At 38.4% G+C, this 19,047-nt stretch carries 20 protein-coding genes; 18 read left to right on the top strand and 2 right to left on the bottom strand.

What is annotated here, in order from left to right; genetic code table 11:
• Nucleotides 1–239: 239 nt before the first annotated feature.
• The 10 genes from ptsH (at nucleotide 240) to spoT (ending at nucleotide 11,320) form a co-directional block, all read left to right on the top strand.
• On the top strand, nucleotides 240–497 hold the full coding sequence (ptsH, locus tag X781_RS09905) for a phosphocarrier protein Hpr (RefSeq protein ID WP_025216575.1): 258 nt from the start codon (nucleotides 240–242) through the stop codon (nucleotides 495–497).
• 112 nt (nucleotides 498–609) lie between these two features.
• On the top strand, nucleotides 610–2,331 hold the full coding sequence (ptsI, locus tag X781_RS09900; RefSeq protein ID WP_025236714.1) for a phosphoenolpyruvate-protein phosphotransferase PtsI: 1,722 nt from the start codon (nucleotides 610–612) through the stop codon (nucleotides 2,329–2,331).
• Between the two features lie 80 nt (nucleotides 2,332–2,411).
• On the top strand, nucleotides 2,412–2,912 hold the full coding sequence (gene crr, locus X781_RS09895) for a PTS glucose transporter subunit IIA (protein ID WP_025236713.1): 501 nt from the start codon (nucleotides 2,412–2,414) through the stop codon (nucleotides 2,910–2,912).
• 214 nt (nucleotides 2,913–3,126) lie between these two features.
• Entirely contained in the window at nucleotides 3,127–4,554 is a 1,428-nt protein-coding gene (gene miaB / locus X781_RS09890; RefSeq protein WP_025236712.1) for a tRNA (N6-isopentenyl adenosine(37)-C2)-methylthiotransferase MiaB, read from the top strand.
• Between the two features lie 180 nt (nucleotides 4,555–4,734).
• A complete protein-coding gene (locus tag X781_RS09885; protein ID WP_025236711.1) occupies nucleotides 4,735–5,658 on the top strand; it encodes an aminoimidazole riboside kinase in 924 nt (307 codons plus the stop codon).
• Nucleotides 5,659–5,718: 60 nt separating this feature from the next.
• Nucleotides 5,719–7,149, top strand: a complete 1,431-nt coding sequence (locus X781_RS09880; protein ID WP_025236710.1) for a glycoside hydrolase family 32 protein — start codon at nucleotides 5,719–5,721, stop codon at nucleotides 7,147–7,149.
• Between the two features lie 45 nt (nucleotides 7,150–7,194).
• Nucleotides 7,195–8,208, top strand: coding sequence for a LacI family DNA-binding transcriptional regulator (locus X781_RS09875; RefSeq protein ID WP_025236709.1), 1,014 nt, complete (start codon nucleotides 7,195–7,197; stop codon nucleotides 8,206–8,208).
• Nucleotides 8,209–8,218: 10 nt separating this feature from the next.
• On the top strand, nucleotides 8,219–8,716 hold the full coding sequence (locus X781_RS09870; protein WP_025236708.1) for a thioredoxin family protein: 498 nt from the start codon (nucleotides 8,219–8,221) through the stop codon (nucleotides 8,714–8,716).
• A 101-nt stretch (nucleotides 8,717–8,817) separates the two neighbouring features.
• Entirely contained in the window at nucleotides 8,818–9,099 is a 282-nt protein-coding gene (rpoZ, locus tag X781_RS09865) for a DNA-directed RNA polymerase subunit omega (protein WP_025216583.1), read from the top strand.
• Between the two features lie 106 nt (nucleotides 9,100–9,205).
• Nucleotides 9,206–11,320, top strand: a complete 2,115-nt coding sequence (gene spoT, locus X781_RS09860) for a bifunctional GTP diphosphokinase/guanosine-3',5'-bis pyrophosphate 3'-pyrophosphohydrolase (protein WP_038644029.1) — start codon at nucleotides 9,206–9,208, stop codon at nucleotides 11,318–11,320.
• A gap of 62 nt (nucleotides 11,321–11,382) precedes the next feature.
• On the opposite strand, the gene hemH is transcribed toward spoT, so the two are convergent.
• Entirely contained in the window at nucleotides 11,383–12,342 is a 960-nt protein-coding gene (hemH, locus tag X781_RS09855) for a ferrochelatase (RefSeq protein ID WP_025236707.1), read from the bottom strand.
• A 245-nt stretch (nucleotides 12,343–12,587) separates the two neighbouring features.
• On the opposite strand from hemH, the gene rpmH reads away from it, so the two are divergent.
• Genes rpmH through yidD form a run of 3 tightly spaced genes read left to right on the top strand, consistent with a single transcriptional unit; the run spans nucleotide 12,588 to nucleotide 13,408 of the window.
• Nucleotides 12,588–12,722, top strand: a complete 135-nt coding sequence (gene rpmH / locus X781_RS09850; protein WP_005599701.1) for a 50S ribosomal protein L34 — start codon at nucleotides 12,588–12,590, stop codon at nucleotides 12,720–12,722.
• 36 nt (nucleotides 12,723–12,758) lie between these two features.
• Nucleotides 12,759–13,133 carry a ribonuclease P protein component gene (rnpA, locus tag X781_RS09845; RefSeq protein WP_081732121.1) on the top strand — a complete coding sequence of 125 codons (375 nt, stop codon included), beginning with the start codon at nucleotides 12,759–12,761 and terminating at the stop codon, nucleotides 13,131–13,133.
• Nucleotides 13,082–13,408 (top strand): membrane protein insertion efficiency factor YidD, encoded by a 327-nt coding sequence (yidD, locus tag X781_RS12090; RefSeq protein ID WP_081732120.1) that lies wholly within the window; start codon nucleotides 13,082–13,084, stop codon nucleotides 13,406–13,408. The genes rnpA and yidD overlap by 52 nt, the downstream gene beginning before the upstream one ends.
• Nucleotides 13,409–13,464: 56 nt before the next feature.
• Here the strand turns inward: yidD and erpA are convergent, their stop codons facing one another.
• Complete coding sequence (gene erpA, locus X781_RS09840; protein WP_025236705.1) at nucleotides 13,465–13,806, bottom strand: iron-sulfur cluster insertion protein ErpA; 342 nt, start codon at nucleotides 13,804–13,806, stop codon at nucleotides 13,465–13,467.
• Nucleotides 13,807–13,955: 149 nt separating this feature from the next.
• Here erpA and X781_RS09835 point away from each other — a divergent pair, with 149 nt between their 5' ends.
• Genes X781_RS09835 through X781_RS09815 form a run of 5 tightly spaced genes read left to right on the top strand, consistent with a single transcriptional unit; the run spans nucleotide 13,956 to nucleotide 19,046 of the window.
• Entirely contained in the window at nucleotides 13,956–15,086 is a 1,131-nt protein-coding gene (locus X781_RS09835; RefSeq protein WP_025236704.1) for an LPS O-antigen chain length determinant protein WzzB, read from the top strand.
• 13 nt (nucleotides 15,087–15,099) lie between these two features.
• Nucleotides 15,100–16,173, top strand: a complete 1,074-nt coding sequence (gene rfbB / locus X781_RS09830) for a dTDP-glucose 4,6-dehydratase (protein ID WP_025236703.1) — start codon at nucleotides 15,100–15,102, stop codon at nucleotides 16,171–16,173.
• 40 nt (nucleotides 16,174–16,213) lie between these two features.
• A complete protein-coding gene (rfbA, locus tag X781_RS09825; protein ID WP_025236702.1) occupies nucleotides 16,214–17,083 on the top strand; it encodes a glucose-1-phosphate thymidylyltransferase RfbA in 870 nt (289 codons plus the stop codon).
• Nucleotides 17,080–17,925 (top strand): WxcM-like domain-containing protein, encoded by an 846-nt coding sequence (locus tag X781_RS12620; RefSeq protein ID WP_025236701.1) that lies wholly within the window; start codon nucleotides 17,080–17,082, stop codon nucleotides 17,923–17,925. Before rfbA ends, X781_RS12620 begins: the two co-directional genes overlap by 4 nt.
• Before the next feature lie 8 nt (nucleotides 17,926–17,933).
• Entirely contained in the window at nucleotides 17,934–19,046 is a 1,113-nt protein-coding gene (locus X781_RS09815) for a DegT/DnrJ/EryC1/StrS family aminotransferase (RefSeq protein ID WP_025236700.1), read from the top strand.
• Nucleotide 19,047: the final 1 nt, after the last annotated feature.

Here is a 19,047-nt window from a genome sequence, read left to right as displayed (position 1 = left end):
AATTAAGGAAAAGTCGTGTGGAAATTATTGTAACATTTCCATTTGGCAGTATGCTAGAATCTTGATATTTGACAAATGATTTTTAAATTAGCTCAAAAAAATAGCAATTTTTTAGGTTAACGCAACAAGTTTTTCATTTTTTTAGCGTGTGTTTAATTTGAATTTGTAGTAAAGTTGCGAGCGAAATCGATTTGATTAAAACATTTTTTTTAACTTTCAATTTATAAGAGGAATACATTATGTACTCAAAAGATGTTGTTATCACAGCTCCGAATGGTTTACACACTCGTCCGGCAGCTGAATTTGTTAAAGCAGCTAAAGGCTTTGCATCTGATATTACCGTTGCTTCCGGAGGTAAAAGTGCAAGTGCAAAGAGCTTATTTAAATTACAAACATTGGGTTTAACTCAAGGTACTACAATCACTATTTCTGCTGAAGGCGAAGATGAGCAAAAAGCAGTTGATTTCTTAGTTGATTTGATTCCTACTTTAGAATAATTTTTTTACTCTCGGATTAAAATTTATACCACTTTATTGCAGCGAAACGTTGCAATAAAGTGTTTTGCTATGCAACACCAGACGATTTATCGTCTTACATAAGGACACGATTATGATTACAGGTATCGCAGCTTCCCCCGGTGCAGTATTTGGAAAAGCATTGGTTTTAAAAGAAGAGCCAATTGTATTAAATACTCGCAAAATTGATGAAAGCGAAGTTGAGACTGAAAAAGCGAAATTCTTTGAAGGACGTGAAAAAGCAGCAGTACAATTAACAGCTATTAAAGAGAAAGCCCGCCGAACGTTGGGTGAGGAAAAAGAAGCGATTTTTGAAGGTCATTTAATGATCTTAGAAGATGAAGAGCTTGAAGAAGAAATTCTGGGTTACCTGAGTGATAATCTTGTTACGGCTGATGTTGCAGCAAGTAAAGTGATTGAAATGCAAGCGGCAATGCTTGCGGAAATTGATGATGAATATTTAAAAGAGCGTGCGGGTGATATTCGTGATATCGGCAATCGTTTAGTGCGTAATATTTTAAATATGAATATTGTAGATTTAGGCGATATTCAAGATGAAGTCATTTTAGTGGCTTACGATTTAACCCCTTCTGAAACGGCACAATTAAATTTAGATAAAGTATTAGGCTTTATTACGGATATTGGTGGTCGTACTTCTCATACTTCGATTATGGCTCGTTCATTAGAACTTCCTGCCATTGTGGGTACGAATAATGTTACTTCTTTAGTCAAAACCGGTGATTTCTTAATTTTAGATGCGATTAACAACGAAGTCCATTTAAACCCATCAGAAGAAAAAATTGCAGAATTTAAAGCCTTACAAGAGAAATTAAAGGCTGAAAAAGAAGAGTTAGCTAAATTAAAAGAATTACCGGCTCAAACATTAGACGGTCATAAAGTTGATGTGGCGGGTAACATCGGTACAATCCGTGATGTAGATGGCGTATTGCGTAACGGTGGCGAAGCGGTTGGTTTATATCGTACCGAATTTTTATTTATGGATCGTGCTCAACTGCCGGGTGAAGAAGAGCAATTCCAAGCTTACAAAGAAATTGTAGAAGCGATGGGCGATAAGATGGTGATTCTTCGTACTATGGATATTGGTGGCGATAAAGAATTACCGTACCTTGATTTACCAAAAGAAATGAACCCGTTCTTAGGCTGGCGTGCTGTGCGTATTGGTTTTACCCGTCGTGAAATTTTAGATACTCAATTACGTGCGGTATTGCGTGCCTCTGCCTTTGGTAATTTAGCGGTAATGTTCCCAATGATTATTTCGGTAGAGGAAATCCGCTTATTAAAATCAATCGTTGAAGAGTTAAAAGATCAATTACGTAATGAAGGTCATTCATTCGATGAAAATTTAAAACTCGGTATTATGGTGGAAACGCCATCAGCTGCGGTAAATGCTCGCCACCTGGCGAAAGAAGCTGATTTCTTTAGTATCGGTACAAACGATTTAACTCAATATACGCTTGCGGTAGATCGCGGTAATGAGATTATCGCTCACTTATATAATCCATTAAGCCCATCAGTATTAAACTTAATCAAGCAAGTGATTGATGCTTCACACGCAGAAGGTAAATGGACAGGTATGTGCGGCGAGCTGGCTGGCGATGTACGTGCAACGGCATTATTGCTTGGTATGGGCTTAGATGAGTTCAGTATGAGCGGTATTTCTGTGCCGCACGTTAAGAAACTCATTCGTTCAATTAATTTTGCCGATGCAAAAGCACTCGCTGATGAAGCCCTTGCTCAGCCAACGGCTGCGGATATTGAACGTTTAGTTGATGCGTTTTATCAAAAATTAAACTAATTTCAATTATTTAGCATACAAATACAAAATTCTCGTATAAAATATACGGGAATTCTGTAATATCTGAGGGAGATTTTAAGATGGGTTTATTTGATAAATTATTCGGTTCAAAACAAAAAGAGAGCCAAGAAATCAAAATTTATTCACCATTAACCGGTGAAATTGTCAATATCGAAGATGTACCGGATGTAGTTTTTTCTGAGAAAATCGTAGGCGACGGTGTGGCAATTCGTCCTGCTGGTGATACGATTGTTGCACCGGTAAATGGTACAATCGGTAAGATTTTTGAAACTAACCACGCATTTTCCATTGAATCAGAAGAAGGCGTTGAGTTATTCGTTCACTTTGGTATTGATACCGTTGAACTAAAAGGCGAAGGCTTCTCTCGTTTAGCTCAAGAAGGTCAAACTGTAAAAGTAGGCGACCCAATCATTAAATTTGATTTAGTCTTACTTGAAGGTAAAGCAAAATCTGTTTTAACACCGATCGTGATTTCAAATATGGACGAAATCAGCAACTTATCTAAATTAAACGGTCAAGTTGTTGCAGGCGAAAGCGTTGTTTTAACCTTAACAAAATAATGCTAAAATAATGAATAGAGCCACGATATTAAAAAATCGTGGCTTTTTTATTTGCTGAATATCAGATTTATGCAGATTATTTCTAGATAAAAAATAGGCTACAGGGTAAAATATGCCACAAATTTTGCGTAAAGGGTTTATTTTGAGTACAAAACAATAAATTACTTTACGCTTTTCTTTTCTAACTAATTGATATATCTATTATTTTTTAACTATGGCTAAATTACATATTACCACTTGGGGCTGCCAAATGAACGAGTACGACTCGTCTAAAATGGCGGATTTACTCAACTCTACACACGGTTTTGAGCTAACTGAAAATCCGGAAGATGCAGATGTTTTATTACTGAATACTTGTTCTATTCGTGAAAAAGCACAAGAAAAAGTATTCTCTCAGCTTGGTCGTTGGAAAAACTGGAAAAAAGACAAACCAAACCTAATCATTGGTGTGGGTGGTTGTGTTGCTTCGCAAGAAGGCGAGCATATTCGTGATCGTGCTCCTTATGTTGATATTGTATTCGGACCACAAACCCTACACCGTTTACCTGAAATGATTAACCAAATTCGTGGCGGTAAAAGCTCAATTGTGGATATTTCTTTCCCGGAAATTGAGAAATTTGACCGCTTACCGGAGCCGAAAGCGGAAGGTCCAACTGCTTTCGTATCAATTATGGAAGGTTGTAACAAATACTGCTCATTCTGCGTTGTGCCTTACACGCGTGGTGAAGAGGTTTCACGCCCGGTAGATGATGTATTATTTGAAATTGCACAACTTGCTGCTCAAGGTGTGCGTGAAGTAAATTTACTCGGTCAAAACGTAAATGCTTATCGTGGTGAGACTTTCGATGGTGGTATTTGTACTTTTGCAGAATTGCTACGTTTAGTGGCGGCGATTGATGGTATTGACCGCTTGCGTTATACCACCAGCCACCCGATTGAATTTAGCGATGATATTATTGAGGTTTACCGTGATACGCCTGAATTAGTCAGTTTCTTACACTTACCGATTCAAAGTGGCTCAGACCGAGTGTTGACGATGATGAAACGTAATCACACTGCATTAGAGTATAAAGCGATTATCCGCAAATTGCGTGAAGTTCGTCCTGAAATCCAAATCAGCTCAGACTTTATTGTCGGCTTCCCGGGTGAAACGGCAGAAGATTTTGAGCAAACAATGAAAATCATTGAGCAAGTAAACTTTGATATGAGCTTTAGCTTTATCTATTCGGCTCGTCCGGGTACACCGGCGGCAGATCTGCCTGATAATGTCTCAGAAGAGGAGAAAAAAGAGCGTTTATCACGTCTACAACAACGCATTAACCATCAAGCAATGCAGTTTAGCCGTTCAATGCTTGGAACTGAGCAACGTATTTTGGTAGAAGGTCCATCGAAAAAAGATTTAATGGAACTCACAGGACGTACAGAAACCAACCGTGTGGTGAATTTTGTGGGTACGCCGGATATGATTGGCAAATTTGTTGATGTGAAAATCACCGATGTTTATACCAACTCCCTGCGTGGCGAGGTAATCCGCACGGAAGAGGAAATGGGATTACGCGTAGTGGAATCAGCCGAAAGCGTGATTGCCCGCACTCGTAAAGAAGACGAGTTAGGTGTTGGCAAATACGTTGTCAATCTGTAAAAAAATTACGTTTTATGACCGCTTGTAGCTATAATACAAGCGGTTATTTTTTTAGATTTTTTTGCAATTTAAGGCATCTTAAAATGCAAAAAGTAAGTGAAATTGAACCGCTTACAATTTATAATAATTCATAGCTAAATCGTTTTAGCTAAAAGTTGAATGATATAAAGAGAAAAAATTATGAGCAAGATTTGGGTAACAGGCGATGCCGTTGTAGATTTAATTCCAGATGGCGAAAATCACTATTTAAAATGTGCAGGTGGTGCACCGGCAAATGTGGCGGTAGGCGTTTCTCGTTTAGGCGTTGAAGCAGGTTTTATCGGGCGAGTGGGTAACGATCCGCTTGGTAAATTTATGCGTGAGGTGCTACAAGCTGAAAATGTTTCTGTCGAGAATATGATTTTAGATGACAATCACCGCACTTCAACCGTTGTAGTTGGCTTAGATAATGGCGAACGCAGTTTTACCTTTATGGTTAATCCAAGTGCAGACCAATTTTTAGAAATTGGCGATTTACCTGAATTTAGTCAAGGTGATTTCTTACATTGTTGTTCAATTGCCTTAATTAATGACCCATCACGTTCTACTACCATTGAAGCGATTTGCCGAGTAAAACAAGCGGGCGGTTATGTTTCATTTGATCCAAATTTGCGTGAATCCCTCTGGAAAAGCCTTGATGAAATGAAATCGGTAGTCAATTCAGTGGTTTCAATGGCAGATATTCTCAAATTTTCGGAAGAAGAACTGACATTACTCACCGATACCGATTCTTTAGAAGAGGCGACCAAAACAATTACGGCACAATATCCTGAAAAATTAATTATCATCACCTTAGGTAAAGATGGGGCAACTTACCACTTCAACGGTAAGAGCCAAATTGTGGCGGGTAAAGTATTAAAACCTGTTGATACTACAGGGGCTGGCGATGCTTTTGTCAGCGGATTATTAGCCGGTTTAGCCAACACGCCGGATTGGAAAGATGAAACTGCTCTAGTTGAGGTTATCCGCAAAGCAAATGCCTCCGGTGCGTTAGCCACCACTGCAAAAGGGGCGATGTCGGCTCTGCCGAATAAAGCTCAATTAGAAGCTTTTCTGACGGAATAGTTTTATTTTCCCCTCTCCCTGATTTTTCAGAGAGAGGGGTTATTTATTGAGGAACATCCTATGTACATTTTTAATAACGGCAAATACAAAAGCCTACACGCTCAAAGCGAAGGCGAATTAAATACTCTTCGCCAAACCGTACTTTCTGATCTTAATTTCTATCCAACTTACCATCTTGCCCCTGAAACAGGCTTATTCAATGACCCAAACGGTTTACTTTTTGATGGCAAGAACTACCACATCTTTGCTCAATGGTTTCCTTACGGTGCATTGCACGGAATGAAGCATTGGCAACATTTTATGACCGAAGATTTTCAAACCTTTGAAAAAGGGGAGTTATTAATCCCCGATGAATTGTTTGAATCACACGGTTGCTATTCTGGTGGAGCGATTTTATGGCAAGGAAAAATCGTGGCTTTCTATACGGGTAACACCCGCCGCCCTTCTGATAACGCTCGAGTTCCACATCAAAATATTGCGATTTTTGATACTTCAGGCAAATTGCTTGAAAAACGTTGCATTATTGACCAAGCTCCTACAGGTTATACCGAACACGTACGTGATCCGAAACCTTACATTACAGCGGAAGGAAAAATTCGTTTTGTACTTGGAGCTCAACGTGAAAATTTAACGGGTACGGCGTTAATTTATGAAATGAATGATCTAAATGACATACCTCGTTTAGTTGCCGAACTTGATGTGAATGGTTTTGATAATAGCAATGTGTTTATGTGGGAATGCCCGGATCTATTTAGGCTTGGTGGAAAAGATCTGTTTGTTTGGTCGCCACAGGGTAAACTGCGTGAAAGCCATCAATTTCAAAATAACTATCACGCCACTTATGCGGTGGGGCAGTTAAATGGTAATAGTCTCAATGCCGAGCATATTGAAGAATTAGATTACGGCTTCGATTTTTACGCACCACAAACGGTGGAAAATTCGGATCGCATTATGTTTGGCTGGGTAGGCTTACCGGATCTCACTTATCCAACCGACAAATACCAATGGCATTCAATGCTGACAATGCCTCGCAAACTTTCCTTACAAAACGGTAAAGTGGTGCAACAACCCATTGTGAATTTAGGCGAGCAACAAGCGGTCGAAATGTCAGAAAATGTTGCAATTGATGATTTAGATACTGCCTATTTGCAAATTTCGGTAGGAAATCAACCGCTTGTATTAGATTTTTTCAGCAATGAACAAGGGCAAAAGCTCACAATCCGTTTTGAAAACGGTGTATTTAGCTTAGATCGCAGCCAAAGTGAGCAAACAGAGTTAATGGAAAAGTTTGGTACGGTTCGTCATTGTAAAATCGAAAAATTAGATACGCTGGATATTTTCTTTGACCGCTCGGTGGTGGAAATTTTCCTCAATGGTGGCGAAAAAGTGCTGACCTCTCGTTTCTTTATCGCTAACCGTGAAAATAGCGTGAAAAGCTCTCGCCCTCTCCAAGCGAGAGTAGCAAAAGTAATACCAATTAGCGTAGAATAAAACAAAGTGGGCGGGAAAGCCCCAAAATGATAAAAAGGAGAAAGTGTGAAAAAACGCTTAACGCTAAGCGATATTGCAGAGTTAAGCGGTGTGTCTAAAACCACCGCGAGTATGATTTTAAATGGGCGGGGCAATGATTTTAGAATTAAACCTGAAACTTGCCAAAAAGTAAAAGAGATCGCCCAAAAACACGGCTATCGAGCCAATGTGTATGCAAAGTCCTTACAAGCTCAACGCACGAATGTTATTGGTTTGGTCATTCCTGATTTAACCAACTACGGCTTTGCTTTAACGTCCAAAACGCTGGAAAAATTATGCCGTGATAACGGGCTACAGCTTGTAATTGCTTGCTCTGACGACAGCTTTGAAGGTGAGAAAAAAGCGATAGAACGTTTGTTAGATAGGCAGGTAGATTTGCTCATTACCGCACCTACTCACCACGAGCCGAGTTACTATAAAAGTATTACTCAATATACCCCAATGTTACAGCTAGACCGTTATATTTCCGGGCTAGATGTGCCATCTATAACCAGTAATGATACTGAAACCATCAGTATGTTGGTGGAAAATATGGTTAGAGCTTATCAGCCAACAGAATTTTTCTATTTGGGCGGTCAGCTCTCGCTCTCACCGAGCCAAAATCGTTTGAAAGGCTTTCGTGAAGGATTGATGCAGTCGCATTTGGATTTTGATGAAAATTGGTTGCTGCACAAAGATTATCAGCCTGAATCGGGTTATCAGATGTTTTCGCAGATTGTAGAAAAGTTAGGACGACTGCCTGAAGCAGTATTTACCGCCTCTTTTACCTTGCTTGAGGGGGTGATGCGTTATTTAACCGAGCATCGACAAATGGATAAACTCTTAACCCAAGAACTCCATTTAGCTACTTTTGACGATCATCATTTATTGAATGCATTGCCGTTTCATATTCACTCGATAAAGCAAGATCATCAGCAGATCGCTGAGCAAACATTTGCCTTAATTCAGCAAAGATTAGCTCAAAAGAAAGTGGATAGTGTGAAAGTGGATTGTGAAATTTTATGGCGGAAATCAATTTAAAAGGAAAGTTATGGCACATTTTTACGAATATTTAGAATTTAATAGCGATGAAGATCGTGAAAATCAGTTAGAAGTCTATATTGAGGTAAAACTAGAACCGGAAACCGAAGAGAAGCTGAAATCCATTGGCGTGCAAGGCGATTGGCTTGTGATGGCAGAACCGCATTGCCCTGATTGTGTCGAAGTAGTCGCTTATTTTCAACGAATGGCAAAACTTAATCCAAACATCAAGGTTGAGTATATTTTTTGTAAAGAAGCCCAAGAAGCAAAACAATTTAAGCACGATGAACAGCTACAAGCGGTCATTTCTGAGCAAAAAATTCCCACGATTTTTGATGTAAGTAGTGGTAAGGCTGAAGTTGTGTTATCTGAATTTCCTCAATTTTTAAAAGATAAAATTGAAGAGCAGCCAGAGCAATCCGATCAATTAATTGCTGATTTCCGAATGGGAAAATTAGGAAAAGAGGTTGAGAAAGAATTGTTGGCGGTTTTAACCAAAGTTAAATAATTACCTAAATTCCTCCAACCATAATTGCAGAACCTACCTAATTTCTGTATAATCTGCAATCTTTTTATGAATAAAAATGAATATATCTTTGGAGTAAATTTATGGCTCGTGTAACCGTACAAGAAGCAGCGGAGAAAATTGGCAACCGTTTTGATTTAATCTTAATTGCTGCACGTCGTGCAAGACAATTACAACTTCACACGCGTGAGCCACTTGTGCCTGAAGAAAATGATAAACCAACCGTTATCGCATTGCGTGAAATTGAAGAAGGTTTAATTACCACTGATATTATGGATCAGTTAGAAAACCACGAGTCTATTAAACAAGAAGCGGCAGAACAAGAAGCGATTTCGTTTTTAACTGAAATGAGCAACGAAGCGTAATTTTATTTTTCGTCAAGAGAGAATGGGCAATTGGGTCTGCAAGCGGTAGGATTTTCCTAAAAATTTGCAAATTCGTTGTCCATTTTTATTTCTGTTGAGGTATAACGTGTATCTTTTTGAACCTTTAGATCGAATTATTCAGGGCTATTTGCCGAGTGAGCAAATCGAACGTGTTAAACGTGCCTATGTGATTGCACGCGATGCTCACGAGGGGCAAACACGCTCAAGCGGAGAGCCTTACATCACCCACCCTGTTGCAGTGGCTTCTATCATTGCTGAGATGAAATTAGATCACGAAGCCGTGATTGCCGCCCTCCTACACGATGTGATTGAAGATACACCTTACACCGAAGAAGAGCTTGCCGCTGAATTTGGGCAGAGCGTTGCCGATATTGTGCAGGGCGTTTCTAAGCTTGATAAGTTAAAATTCCGCACCCGTCAAGAAGCCGAAGTGGCAAATTTCCGCAAAATGATTTTGGCGATGACGAAAGATATTCGTGTTGTTTTGATAAAACTCGCCGACCGTACTCACAATATGCGAACCTTAGGTTCACTTCGCCCCGACAAACGTCGCCGTATTGCAAAAGAAACATTGGAAATTTATAGCCCGTTAGCCCATCGTTTAGGTATTGAGCATATTAAAAATGAGCTAGAAGATCTCGGCTTTGAGGCAATGCACCCACAGCGTTATCGTGTATTAAAAATGGCAATTGCGAGTGCCAGAGGTCATCGTAAAGAGCTTATTCAACGCATTGCAGATGATATTAAAGGGCGTTTAGAGGATGTAAAAATTGAAGCTCGAGTTTATGGGCGTGAAAAGCATCTCTATTCGATTTATCAAAAAATGCGTCAGAAAGATCAGCATTTTCATTCCATTTTAGATATTTACGCTTTCCGTGTGGTAGTAGGAAATGTGGATAATTGCTACCGCGTATTGGGGCAGATGCACGCATTGTATAAACCTCGCCCGAAACGTGTGAAAGATTATATTGCAGTACCGAAGCCAAATGGCTATCAATCGTTACATACTTCAATGATTGGTCCGCACGGTGTACCGGTTGAGGTACAAATTCGTACCGAAGATATGGATAAAATGGCAGATATGGGAGTTACCGCTCACTGGCGTTATAAAGAGGGTGAAAGTCCACACAATACTACTATGCAGTTGAAAGCACAGCAGTGGTTACAAAGTATTGTTGAATTGCAAAACAGTGCGGGCAACTCAGCAGAGTTTATTGATAGCGTGAAATCTGATCTTTTCTCGGATGATATTTTCGTCTTTACCCCGAAAGGGCGTATTGTGGAACTGCCTGCGAATGCAACAGCGATTGATTTTGCCTATGCGGTTCACTCAGGTATTGGTGATCGTTGTGTTGGTGCACTTGTAGATCGCAATCCATATCCACTTACTGAGCCTTTACGGACAGGGCAGACGATTGAAATTATTACCGAGCAGGGCAAACGACCAAAAGCTTCTTGGCTGAACTTTGTCGTAACGGGTAAGGCTCGTGCAAAAATTCGACAGTTCCTTAAAAATCAAGAACACGATGAAGCCATTGAATTAGGCAAACGCCAGTTAATTCGTGTGATGAATTTGAATTCTATTGATGAACTCAAGCCAGAAATCATTCAGCCTGTATTAGATGAGTTGCGTTTAGCCACCTTTGATGATTTGCTGTCTGAAATCGGGCTAGGTAATCAGATGAGCAGCGTGATCGCTCAACGCTTATCGGGTGAAACATTACAAATTGATACTGATGGTAACCCGGAAAATAATCAACCAATAAAAATTGAAGGTATTGAAAATCATCTTATCAGTTTTGCGAAATGCTGTTTACCGATACCGGGCGATGACATTATCGCTTACGTTAGTTCAGGCAAAGGCTTGGTTATTCATAATACTTGTTGTGCAAATGTGAAAGATTACGCTATCGATCAAAGCCATTATCTTCCTGTAATGTGGGAAGTTGCGAAAGAGAAAGCCATCAAGTTTGAAACTGAAATCGTGTTAGATATTATGAATGAACCGGGTGTGTTGGCAGCCATTACTTCAACTTTTGCGAAGATGGACAGTAATATCGGCAGTATTCATAGTGAAGCAAGAGAGGGCAATGTCTATCAAGTGATATTCCAAATCTCCGTTATCGACAAAGCTCATTTTGAGGCGATTTTACGCAAACTTTCCAGCATTAATGGTGTGGTAAAAGTTGCTCGTAAATAGGTAATAAGCTAAGTAACAAGCGGTTAAATTTTCATAAAATTTAACCGCTTGTATTTTATTTCTTACATCTTTGCTTCAATCAATTTCACTAAAGCTCTAATGTGATCACCGTTTGCATTTAATGCAGGAATGTAACGATAAGATTCCCCGCCTGCGTGTTCAAAGTTCTCACGGTTTTCTTCTGCAATTTCTTCCAAGGTTTCTAAACAGTCCGCCGAAAAGCCCGGACAAACTACGGCGACTTTTTTCACCCCTTTTTTTGGAAAGCCTTCAAGCGTTTCATCGGTGTAAGGCTGTAACCATTCTTCATCGCCAAAACGTGATTGGAAAGATAAAAGCCATTTATGCTTTGGTAAACCTAATTTTTCTGCCACTAATTCAGCGGTTTCATAGCAATGTCTTGAGTAAAAATCACCTTCATCTTCATAACGTTTTGGAATGCCGTGAAAAGAGAAGAGTAACAGCTCATCTTGTTCAATCTGTATAGAATTCGCTAAGGCTTGAATATAAAGTGGATCGTTATGATAGCTATGAATAAAATCAAACGGCACAATCTTACGCTGAGCTTTTAAACCGTTTGCGAAAGCATCAAATACCGACGCAGTTGTAGTGCTGCTATATTGTGGATAAAGAGGAAGCACGATAATTCGCTCAACGCCTTGTTTGATTAAGTTGTCTGTCGCACTTTCGATGCTTGGATTACCGTAAGACATCCCCAATTCCACTACTACATTTTTACCTTTTGCATCAAAATAACGTTGAACGGAACGTTGTTGCTCACGAGAAATAACCAATAACGGCGAGCCTTCTTCACTCCAAACCGATTGGTATAATTTTGCAACTTTTGGTGAGCGTTTTGGTAACACTATAAAATTTAAAATCGCCTGCCATTTCACTTTAGGTAAGTCGATAACACGAGGATCGCTTAAAAATTGCTTTAAATAACGCTTAACGGCAGGGGCTGTAGGCTCATCTGGCGTGCCTAAATTGGCTAACAAAATACCGATTTTTTGCTGGTTCATAGTATATTCCCAAAATTTATAACTAAATGAGTATGAAGCGATTATGCCATAAAGAAATATAAATTTCTGCGATTATTACAAGCGGTCGTATTTTTCAAAAACTTTGCAAACAATCTGATTTGTACTTAGATTGATTCTTGCTTTTTGTTTTGTTTGCCTGTAGAATTGCAACTCTTTTTTATGGTCCTTGTTTGGCAGAAACATTTTGTATGCCAACTTTTTAAATATATTTAGGTAGATAAGCAATGAAACGTACATTTCAACCATCAGTATTAAAACGTGCTCGTACACACGGTTTCCGTGCTCGTATGGCTACTAAAAACGGTCGTCAAGTATTAGCACGTCGTCGTGCTAAAGGTCGTAAATCTTTATCTGCATAATTGCAGAACTCAGCCAAAACACCTTTCTAATTAAGTGTGAAGAAGCTAAATTTTTCTCGGGAGCTGCGTTTGTTAGCTCCCGTTCAATTTAAAGCGGTGTTTGAAGAACCTCTTCGAGCCAGCACCCCTCAAATGACCCTTCTTGCGAGAGAGAATACATTAAATAATCCTCGTCTAGGTTTAACTGTTGCTAAAAAACATCTAAAACGAGCTCACGATCGCAATCGTATTAAACGCATTGTAAGAGAAAGTTTTCGCTTACAACAGCACGAATTACCCAATTTTGATTTTGTATTTGTGGCAAAAGGTGGAATTGGCAAATTAGACAACGCAACGCTTTTCGAGACACTGGAAAAACTATGGGCAAGGCACATCCGTCTGAGCAAAAAGCCTGCTCAGAGCAATCAATAAGCGAGCCAAAACGCATCAGTTTATTGGCAAGATTACTCTTGCTGCCTATCTATTTCTATCGCTATGCAATCAGCCCATTGATTGGACCTCGCTGCCGATTTTATCCGACTTGCTCAACTTATGCCGTTGAAGCAATTAAAATTCACGGAGCAATCAAAGGAGGGTATCTCGCTTTTAAACGGATTTTACGTTGTAACCCGATGAGTGAAGGAGGGGAAGATCCTGTTCCGCCTTGCTGTTGCCAATGTCAAAGCAACAAAAAACAGCCTAAATAATTGCTATTTAGGCGGTTTTCGTTTGATACAAGCGGTCAAATTTAGCGGTTTTTTTACTAGATACTAAAAGAAGAGCCACAACCACAAGTTGAACTCGCATTTGGATTAGTAACCACAAAGCGAGAACCATCTAAGCCCTCGGTATAATCTACTGTGCCGCCAATTAAATATTGAAGGCTCATCGGATCGACTACCAAACCGACATTTTGGTTTTCAATGGTTAAATCACCGTCATTGACCTGATCGTCAAAGGTAAAGCCATATTGGAAACCACTACAGCCCCCACCTGTAATATAAACACGCAAGCGAAGATTCGGGTTGTCTTCACCTTCAATTAAGTTTTTCACTTTACGAGCTGCTGCATCAGTAAAGATTAAAGGAATTTGGATATCGTTCATTTTGTTTTAGATCAAATTTTAACTTTGGGGGGTATTATCTAATAATTGAAGTGGAAGCGCAATCTTAAAAGAAAGTAAAGATATAGCATAGTTCGGTAAGAAATAGTGTATAATCGTCAAAAGATAAATACTTAAATTTAGAGGAAATTATGGCAGGTTCATTAAGAGAAACTAAGCAAAGCTCAGATGACATTGATTTAATTGAGATTATCCGTGTTTTATGGGATAAAAAAGTTTGGATTATTTTAACTACTTTTATTACTACCCTACTAGCGGGTATTTATGCTTTTACTGCAAAAGAGCAATGGACTTCTAAAGCAACAGTTATTGCACCGAAATTGACAGAGTTAGGAGAGTACTTAAGTGTTCGTCGAGAGTATAATCGAATTTTGCGTGTAGATCCTATTGACCCAAATGCATTATCTGCGAGGTTGTTCAACAATTTTAATCGATTGGCACAATCTCAAGATACTAAAAATGAGTTTTTTATCGCTTCTAACGTATATAAAAAATTAGTTGAAGGAAAAGAGGATAGAGAACAGCGTGCAGTTTTATTCAAGCTGAGTAATGAAAATACTAGTTTTATAATTCCTGATGCAAAGAAAGATCCTAATGCAATAGGGCGTACAGTATCTTTTTCTGCAGAAACACCGATAGAGGCACAAGATACTCTTGGTGAGTTGATTCAATACATCAATCACAGAGCATTTGCTATTGAGTTAGACGATTTTTTAGTTGATTTCCAAAATGTACTTACTTCATTACAATATGAAAAATCGTTAATTCAGGAAGATTTATCTGTTAATAAATCGATACAGTTAGAAAACTTAAATAAAGCCTATGAAACAGCCCAAAAGGCAGGTGTTAAAGAATATTCAAAAGTTTTTAATCAATCAGATACAGCAAATATTGCAGCGGCTTTAAGTGATACGAAAATTCCTCTTTCTGATTCTAAATTAGCAGATGGTTCCTACTTATTTATGTTAGGGGAAAAATACTTGAAAGCACAAATTGATGTTGCTAGTGAGAAAGGTATTGTTTATCCGCCTCGTTATTATCAAATTGATTATCAAATTGAGCAATTAGAGCCTTTACTGGAGAAAGCCAAGACTGTAAAAACAAAAGCATACCGTTACCAGGCTTCGCCAGATTATCCTATAAATAAAGATAAGCCTAAGACAGTAATTATTTTATTATTGGGTGTCATAGCTGGTGGTGTATTAGGATGCTTATTCGTATTATTTAATTCTCTTGTTAGCAAAGAAAAGGCTAATAAGTAAGTAAGGAACATTTATGTTAAGTGATAAATCAATTCTGATTACGGGTGGTGCGGGTTTTATTGGCTCTGCTGTCGTAAGGCATATTATTAATAACACTCAAGATAGGGTTATAAATGTAGATAAGCTAACTTATGCTGGTAATTTAGAATCTTTAAGAGAGGTTGAGAATAATCCAAGGTATATTTTTGAACAGATAGACATTTGTGATAAAGCTAGACTAGAACAAGCATTTGAAAAATATCAGCCTGATGCAGTAATGCACTTGGCGGCAGAAAGCCATGTTGATCGCTCTATTGATAATGCAGGTGAGTTTATTCACACAAATATCATTGGCACTTACACTTTATTAGAAGTAGCTCGTGTTTATTGGAATGGCTTAGAGGAAGAGAAAAAGGCAAATTTCCGTTTTCACCATATTTCAACAGATGAAGTTTATGGTGATTTGGAAGGCACAACAGCACTCTTTACTGAAACAACCTCTTATTCGCCATCTAGTCCTTATTCCGCGTCAAAAGCGGCAAGTGATCATTTAGTCCGTGCTTGGTTGAGAACATATGGTTTGCCAACTATCGTAACAAATTGCTCTAACAATTATGGTCCTTACCATTTCCCTGAAAAACTGATTCCTTTAATGATCTTAAATGCCTTAGAAGGTAAAAAATTGCCGGTTTATGGTAACGGGCAGCAAATTCGTGACTGGCTATTTGTTGAGGATCATGCTCGGGCGTTATACAAAGTGGTGACAGAAGGCAAAGTGGGGGAAACCTATAATATTGGTGGTCATAATGAAAAAGCCAATATAGAGGTTGTTAGGACCATTTGTCACTTACTCGAAGAACTTGTGCCAAATAAACCTGCTGGCGTGGCTAAATATGAGGATTTGATTACTTTTGTGACTGATCGACCGGGGCATGATGTCCGCTATGCAATTGATGCGAGTAAAATTGAACGTGAACTGGGCTGGAAACCACAAGAGAGTTTTGAAAGTGGAATTCGTAAAACGGTCGAGTGGTATTTGAATAATAAACAGTGGTGGAGCAGAGTATTAGACGGCTCTTATAATCGTGAACGCTTGGGTATTAAGTGACAAAGCGGTCAAATTTTCAGAAAAATTTGCAAGGAAAATCATGAAAGGTATTATTTTGGCGGGTGGTTCAGGCACTCGTCTTTACCCTATTACCAGAGGGGTTTCAAAACAACTGTTACCAGTTTATGACAAACCGATGATTTATTACCCACTTTCGGTCTTAATGTTAGCGGGTATTCAAGAGATATTGATCATTACAACCCCTGAAGATAATGAGAGCTTTAAACGTTTATTAGGTGATGGTTCAGATTTTGGGATCAAGCTATCCTATGCTATTCAACCAAGTCCTGATGGTTTAGCACAGGCATTTTTAATTGGTGAGGATTTTATTGGTAACGATAGTGTCTGCTTAGTACTTGGAGATAATATTTTTTATGGGCAAGGCTTCACCCCAATGCTCAAACAATCTGCTGAGAAATCTAGCGGTGCAACCGTATTTGCTTACCAAGTGAAAGACCCGGAGCGTTTTGGCGTTGTCGAATTTGATGAAAACTTTAAAGCACTATCATTAGAAGAAAAACCTGCTAAACCAAAATCAAATTGGGCAGTAACCGGGTTATATTTTTATGATAATCGAGTGGTCAAGTTTGCAAAACAGGTTAAGCCTTCAGAAAGAGGAGAACTCGAAATTACTACGCTTAATGAGATGTATCTCAATGACGGAACACTAAATGTTCAGTTGCTTGGTCGTGGCTTTGCGTGGCTTGATACGGGAACGCACGATAGCTTACATGAAGCATCGTCTTTCGTTAAAACGATAGAACATGTGCAAAATCTGCAAGTCGCTTGTTTAGAAGAGATTGCTTGGCGAAATGGTTGGCTTTCTAATGAACAAATAAAATCTATTGCTCAGCCTATGGCAAAAAATGAGTATGGGAAATATCTATTATCTTTGGTAAATGAAAAATGAGTTTAGTGAATTTTATTGAGCTGCCAGATTTGGGAGATGAAAGAGGTGGCTTAGTTTCTATTGAATCTACTAAGAATATCCCATTTGAAGTTAAACGTATTTATTATATCTTTAATACGCAAAATAAACCAAGGGGATTTCATGCACATAAGAATTTGTCACAGGTGCTTATTTGTGTAAAAGGGCAATGTAAAGTTAAGTTAGATAATGGTAAGGAAAAGGAAACAATCTTACTAGATAGTCCCAATCGCGGATTACTTATAGAGAATTTGGTTTGGCGAGAAATGCATGATTTTTCTGATGATTGTGTACTGTTAGTCTTGGCAAGTGATTACTATAGCGAGAGTGATTATATTCGTGATTATAATGATTTCTTAAAAGAAGTTAATAAGCCTTTTATTCATTCTCTGTCTGATGTACAGTCAAAAAAAATTGGTCAAAATACAAGAATTTGGCAATATAGTGTTATTTTAAAAGATGCAATTATAGGAAGTAATTGCAATATATGTGCACACACCTTAATTGAGAATGATGTGGTGATTGGTAATAATGTGACAGTGAAGTCAGGTGTTTTTGTGTGGGATGGAATTCGTATTGGCAATAATGTCTTTATAGGGCCTAATGTAACTTTTACAAATGATAAAAGACCACGCTCGAAAATATATCCTGAAAAGTTTTTAGAAACCGTTATTGAAGATGGTGCAAGTATAGGTGCTAATGCAACTATATTACCTGGTATTAATATTGGGAAAAATGCAATGATTGGTGCAGGAGCAGTGGTAACTAAGGATGTTCCTGATAATACGACTGTAATTGGCAATCCTGCAAGAATAAAAGGTTAGAGGTAAATATGATTCCATTTTTAGATTTAAAAGCAATTAATGCACAATATCGTCAAGAATTGATAAATGCTTGTACTGATGTGATTGATTCAGGTTGGTATATTACAGGAAAATATCTTGAAAAATTTGAGCAAAACTTTTCAAAATATTGTGGTGTAAAACATACTATCGGTGTGGCGAATGGTTTAGATGCACTGATTTTAACCTTAAGAGCCTGGAAAGAACTAGGTAAGCTAAAAGAGGGGGATGAAGTTATTGTCCCTGCTAATACCTATATCGCAAGTATTTTAGCAATCACAGAAAATAAGTTGAAGGTAGTATTGGTTGAGCCTGATTTAAATACTTATAACCTTTGTCCACAGAATGTGCAAAAAGCAATTACTGAAAAAACAAAAGCAATTTTGGCTGTGCATTTATATGGTCAAATTGCCCCTATGCCAGAAATTATGAATATTGCTAAAGAGCATAATCTATTGGTATTAGAAGATTCAGCACAGGCTCATGGTGCGGAGATTGATTGTAAAAAAGTTGGGAACTGGGGGCATGCATCTGGGTTTAGTTTTTACCCTGGTAAGAATTTAGGGGCATTAGGGGATGCAGGTGCGATTACGACTAATGACGATGAATTAGCAGAAATGTTGAAAGCATTACGCAATTATGGTTCTCATAAAAAATATGAAAATTTAGTACCGGGTGTAAATAGCCGTTTAGATGAGATTCAAGCAGCAATGCTTGATGTAAAATTAGCGTATTTAGATAAAGAAACTGAGCATAGACGTAAAATCGCTCAAATTTATTTAAGTAAGATTAAAAATCCCAACATTATTTTGCCACTCAATGATATAAATGCAGAAGAATATAAACAACACGTTTGGCATTTATTTGTGGTTCGTTGTGCAAATCGTTCCGCTTTACAAGCATTTTTATCAGAAAATGGGGTGCAAACGTTGATTCATTATCCTATTCCACCACATAAGCAACAAGCTTATAAGGAATGGAATAATTTGAGTTTCCCAATATCTGAACAGATTCATCAAGAGGTATTAAGTTTACCAATCAGCCCAACGATGACATTTGATGAGGCAAATAGAGTTATAGAATTGTGTAATCAATTTAAATAAG

This window comes from Mannheimia sp. USDA-ARS-USMARC-1261, from assembly GCF_000521605.1.
In the GTDB taxonomy this organism is placed as follows: Bacteria; Pseudomonadota; Gammaproteobacteria; order Enterobacterales; family Pasteurellaceae; genus Mannheimia; species Mannheimia indoligenes.
The sequence above is the reverse complement of the archived record's forward strand: the minus strand, read 5'-3'. Positions and strand labels throughout refer to the sequence as shown.

Bases quoted from the DNA above. Each gene is read 5' to 3' on its own strand.
- ptsH (WP_025216575.1), top strand. From the start codon at position 240: ATGTACTCAAAAGATGTTGTTATCACAGCTCCGAATGGTTTACACACT.
- ptsI (WP_025236714.1), top strand. From the start codon at position 610: ATGATTACAGGTATCGCAGCTTCCCCCGGTGCAGTATTTGGAAAAGCA.
- crr (WP_025236713.1), top strand. From the start codon at position 2,412: ATGGGTTTATTTGATAAATTATTCGGTTCAAAACAAAAAGAGAGCCAA.
- miaB (WP_025236712.1), top strand. From the start codon at position 3,127: ATGGCTAAATTACATATTACCACTTGGGGCTGCCAAATGAACGAGTAC.
- X781_RS09885 (WP_025236711.1), top strand. From the start codon at position 4,735: ATGAGCAAGATTTGGGTAACAGGCGATGCCGTTGTAGATTTAATTCCA.
- X781_RS09880 (WP_025236710.1), top strand. From the start codon at position 5,719: ATGTACATTTTTAATAACGGCAAATACAAAAGCCTACACGCTCAAAGC.
- X781_RS09870 (WP_025236708.1), top strand. From the start codon at position 8,219: ATGGCACATTTTTACGAATATTTAGAATTTAATAGCGATGAAGATCGT.
- rpoZ (WP_025216583.1), top strand. From the start codon at position 8,818: ATGGCTCGTGTAACCGTACAAGAAGCAGCGGAGAAAATTGGCAACCGT.
- hemH (WP_025236707.1), bottom strand. From the start codon at position 12,342: ATGAACCAGCAAAAAATCGGTATTTTGTTAGCCAATTTAGGCACGCCA.
- rpmH (WP_005599701.1), top strand. From the start codon at position 12,588: ATGAAACGTACATTTCAACCATCAGTATTAAAACGTGCTCGTACACAC.
- yidD (WP_081732120.1), top strand. From the start codon at position 13,082: ATGGGCAAGGCACATCCGTCTGAGCAAAAAGCCTGCTCAGAGCAATCA.
- erpA (WP_025236705.1), bottom strand. From the start codon at position 13,806: ATGAACGATATCCAAATTCCTTTAATCTTTACTGATGCAGCAGCTCGT.
- X781_RS09835 (WP_025236704.1), top strand. From the start codon at position 13,956: ATGGCAGGTTCATTAAGAGAAACTAAGCAAAGCTCAGATGACATTGAT.
- rfbB (WP_025236703.1), top strand. From the start codon at position 15,100: ATGTTAAGTGATAAATCAATTCTGATTACGGGTGGTGCGGGTTTTATT.
- rfbA (WP_025236702.1), top strand. From the start codon at position 16,214: ATGAAAGGTATTATTTTGGCGGGTGGTTCAGGCACTCGTCTTTACCCT.
- X781_RS12620 (WP_025236701.1), top strand. From the start codon at position 17,080: ATGAGTTTAGTGAATTTTATTGAGCTGCCAGATTTGGGAGATGAAAGA.
- X781_RS09815 (WP_025236700.1), top strand. From the start codon at position 17,934: ATGATTCCATTTTTAGATTTAAAAGCAATTAATGCACAATATCGTCAA.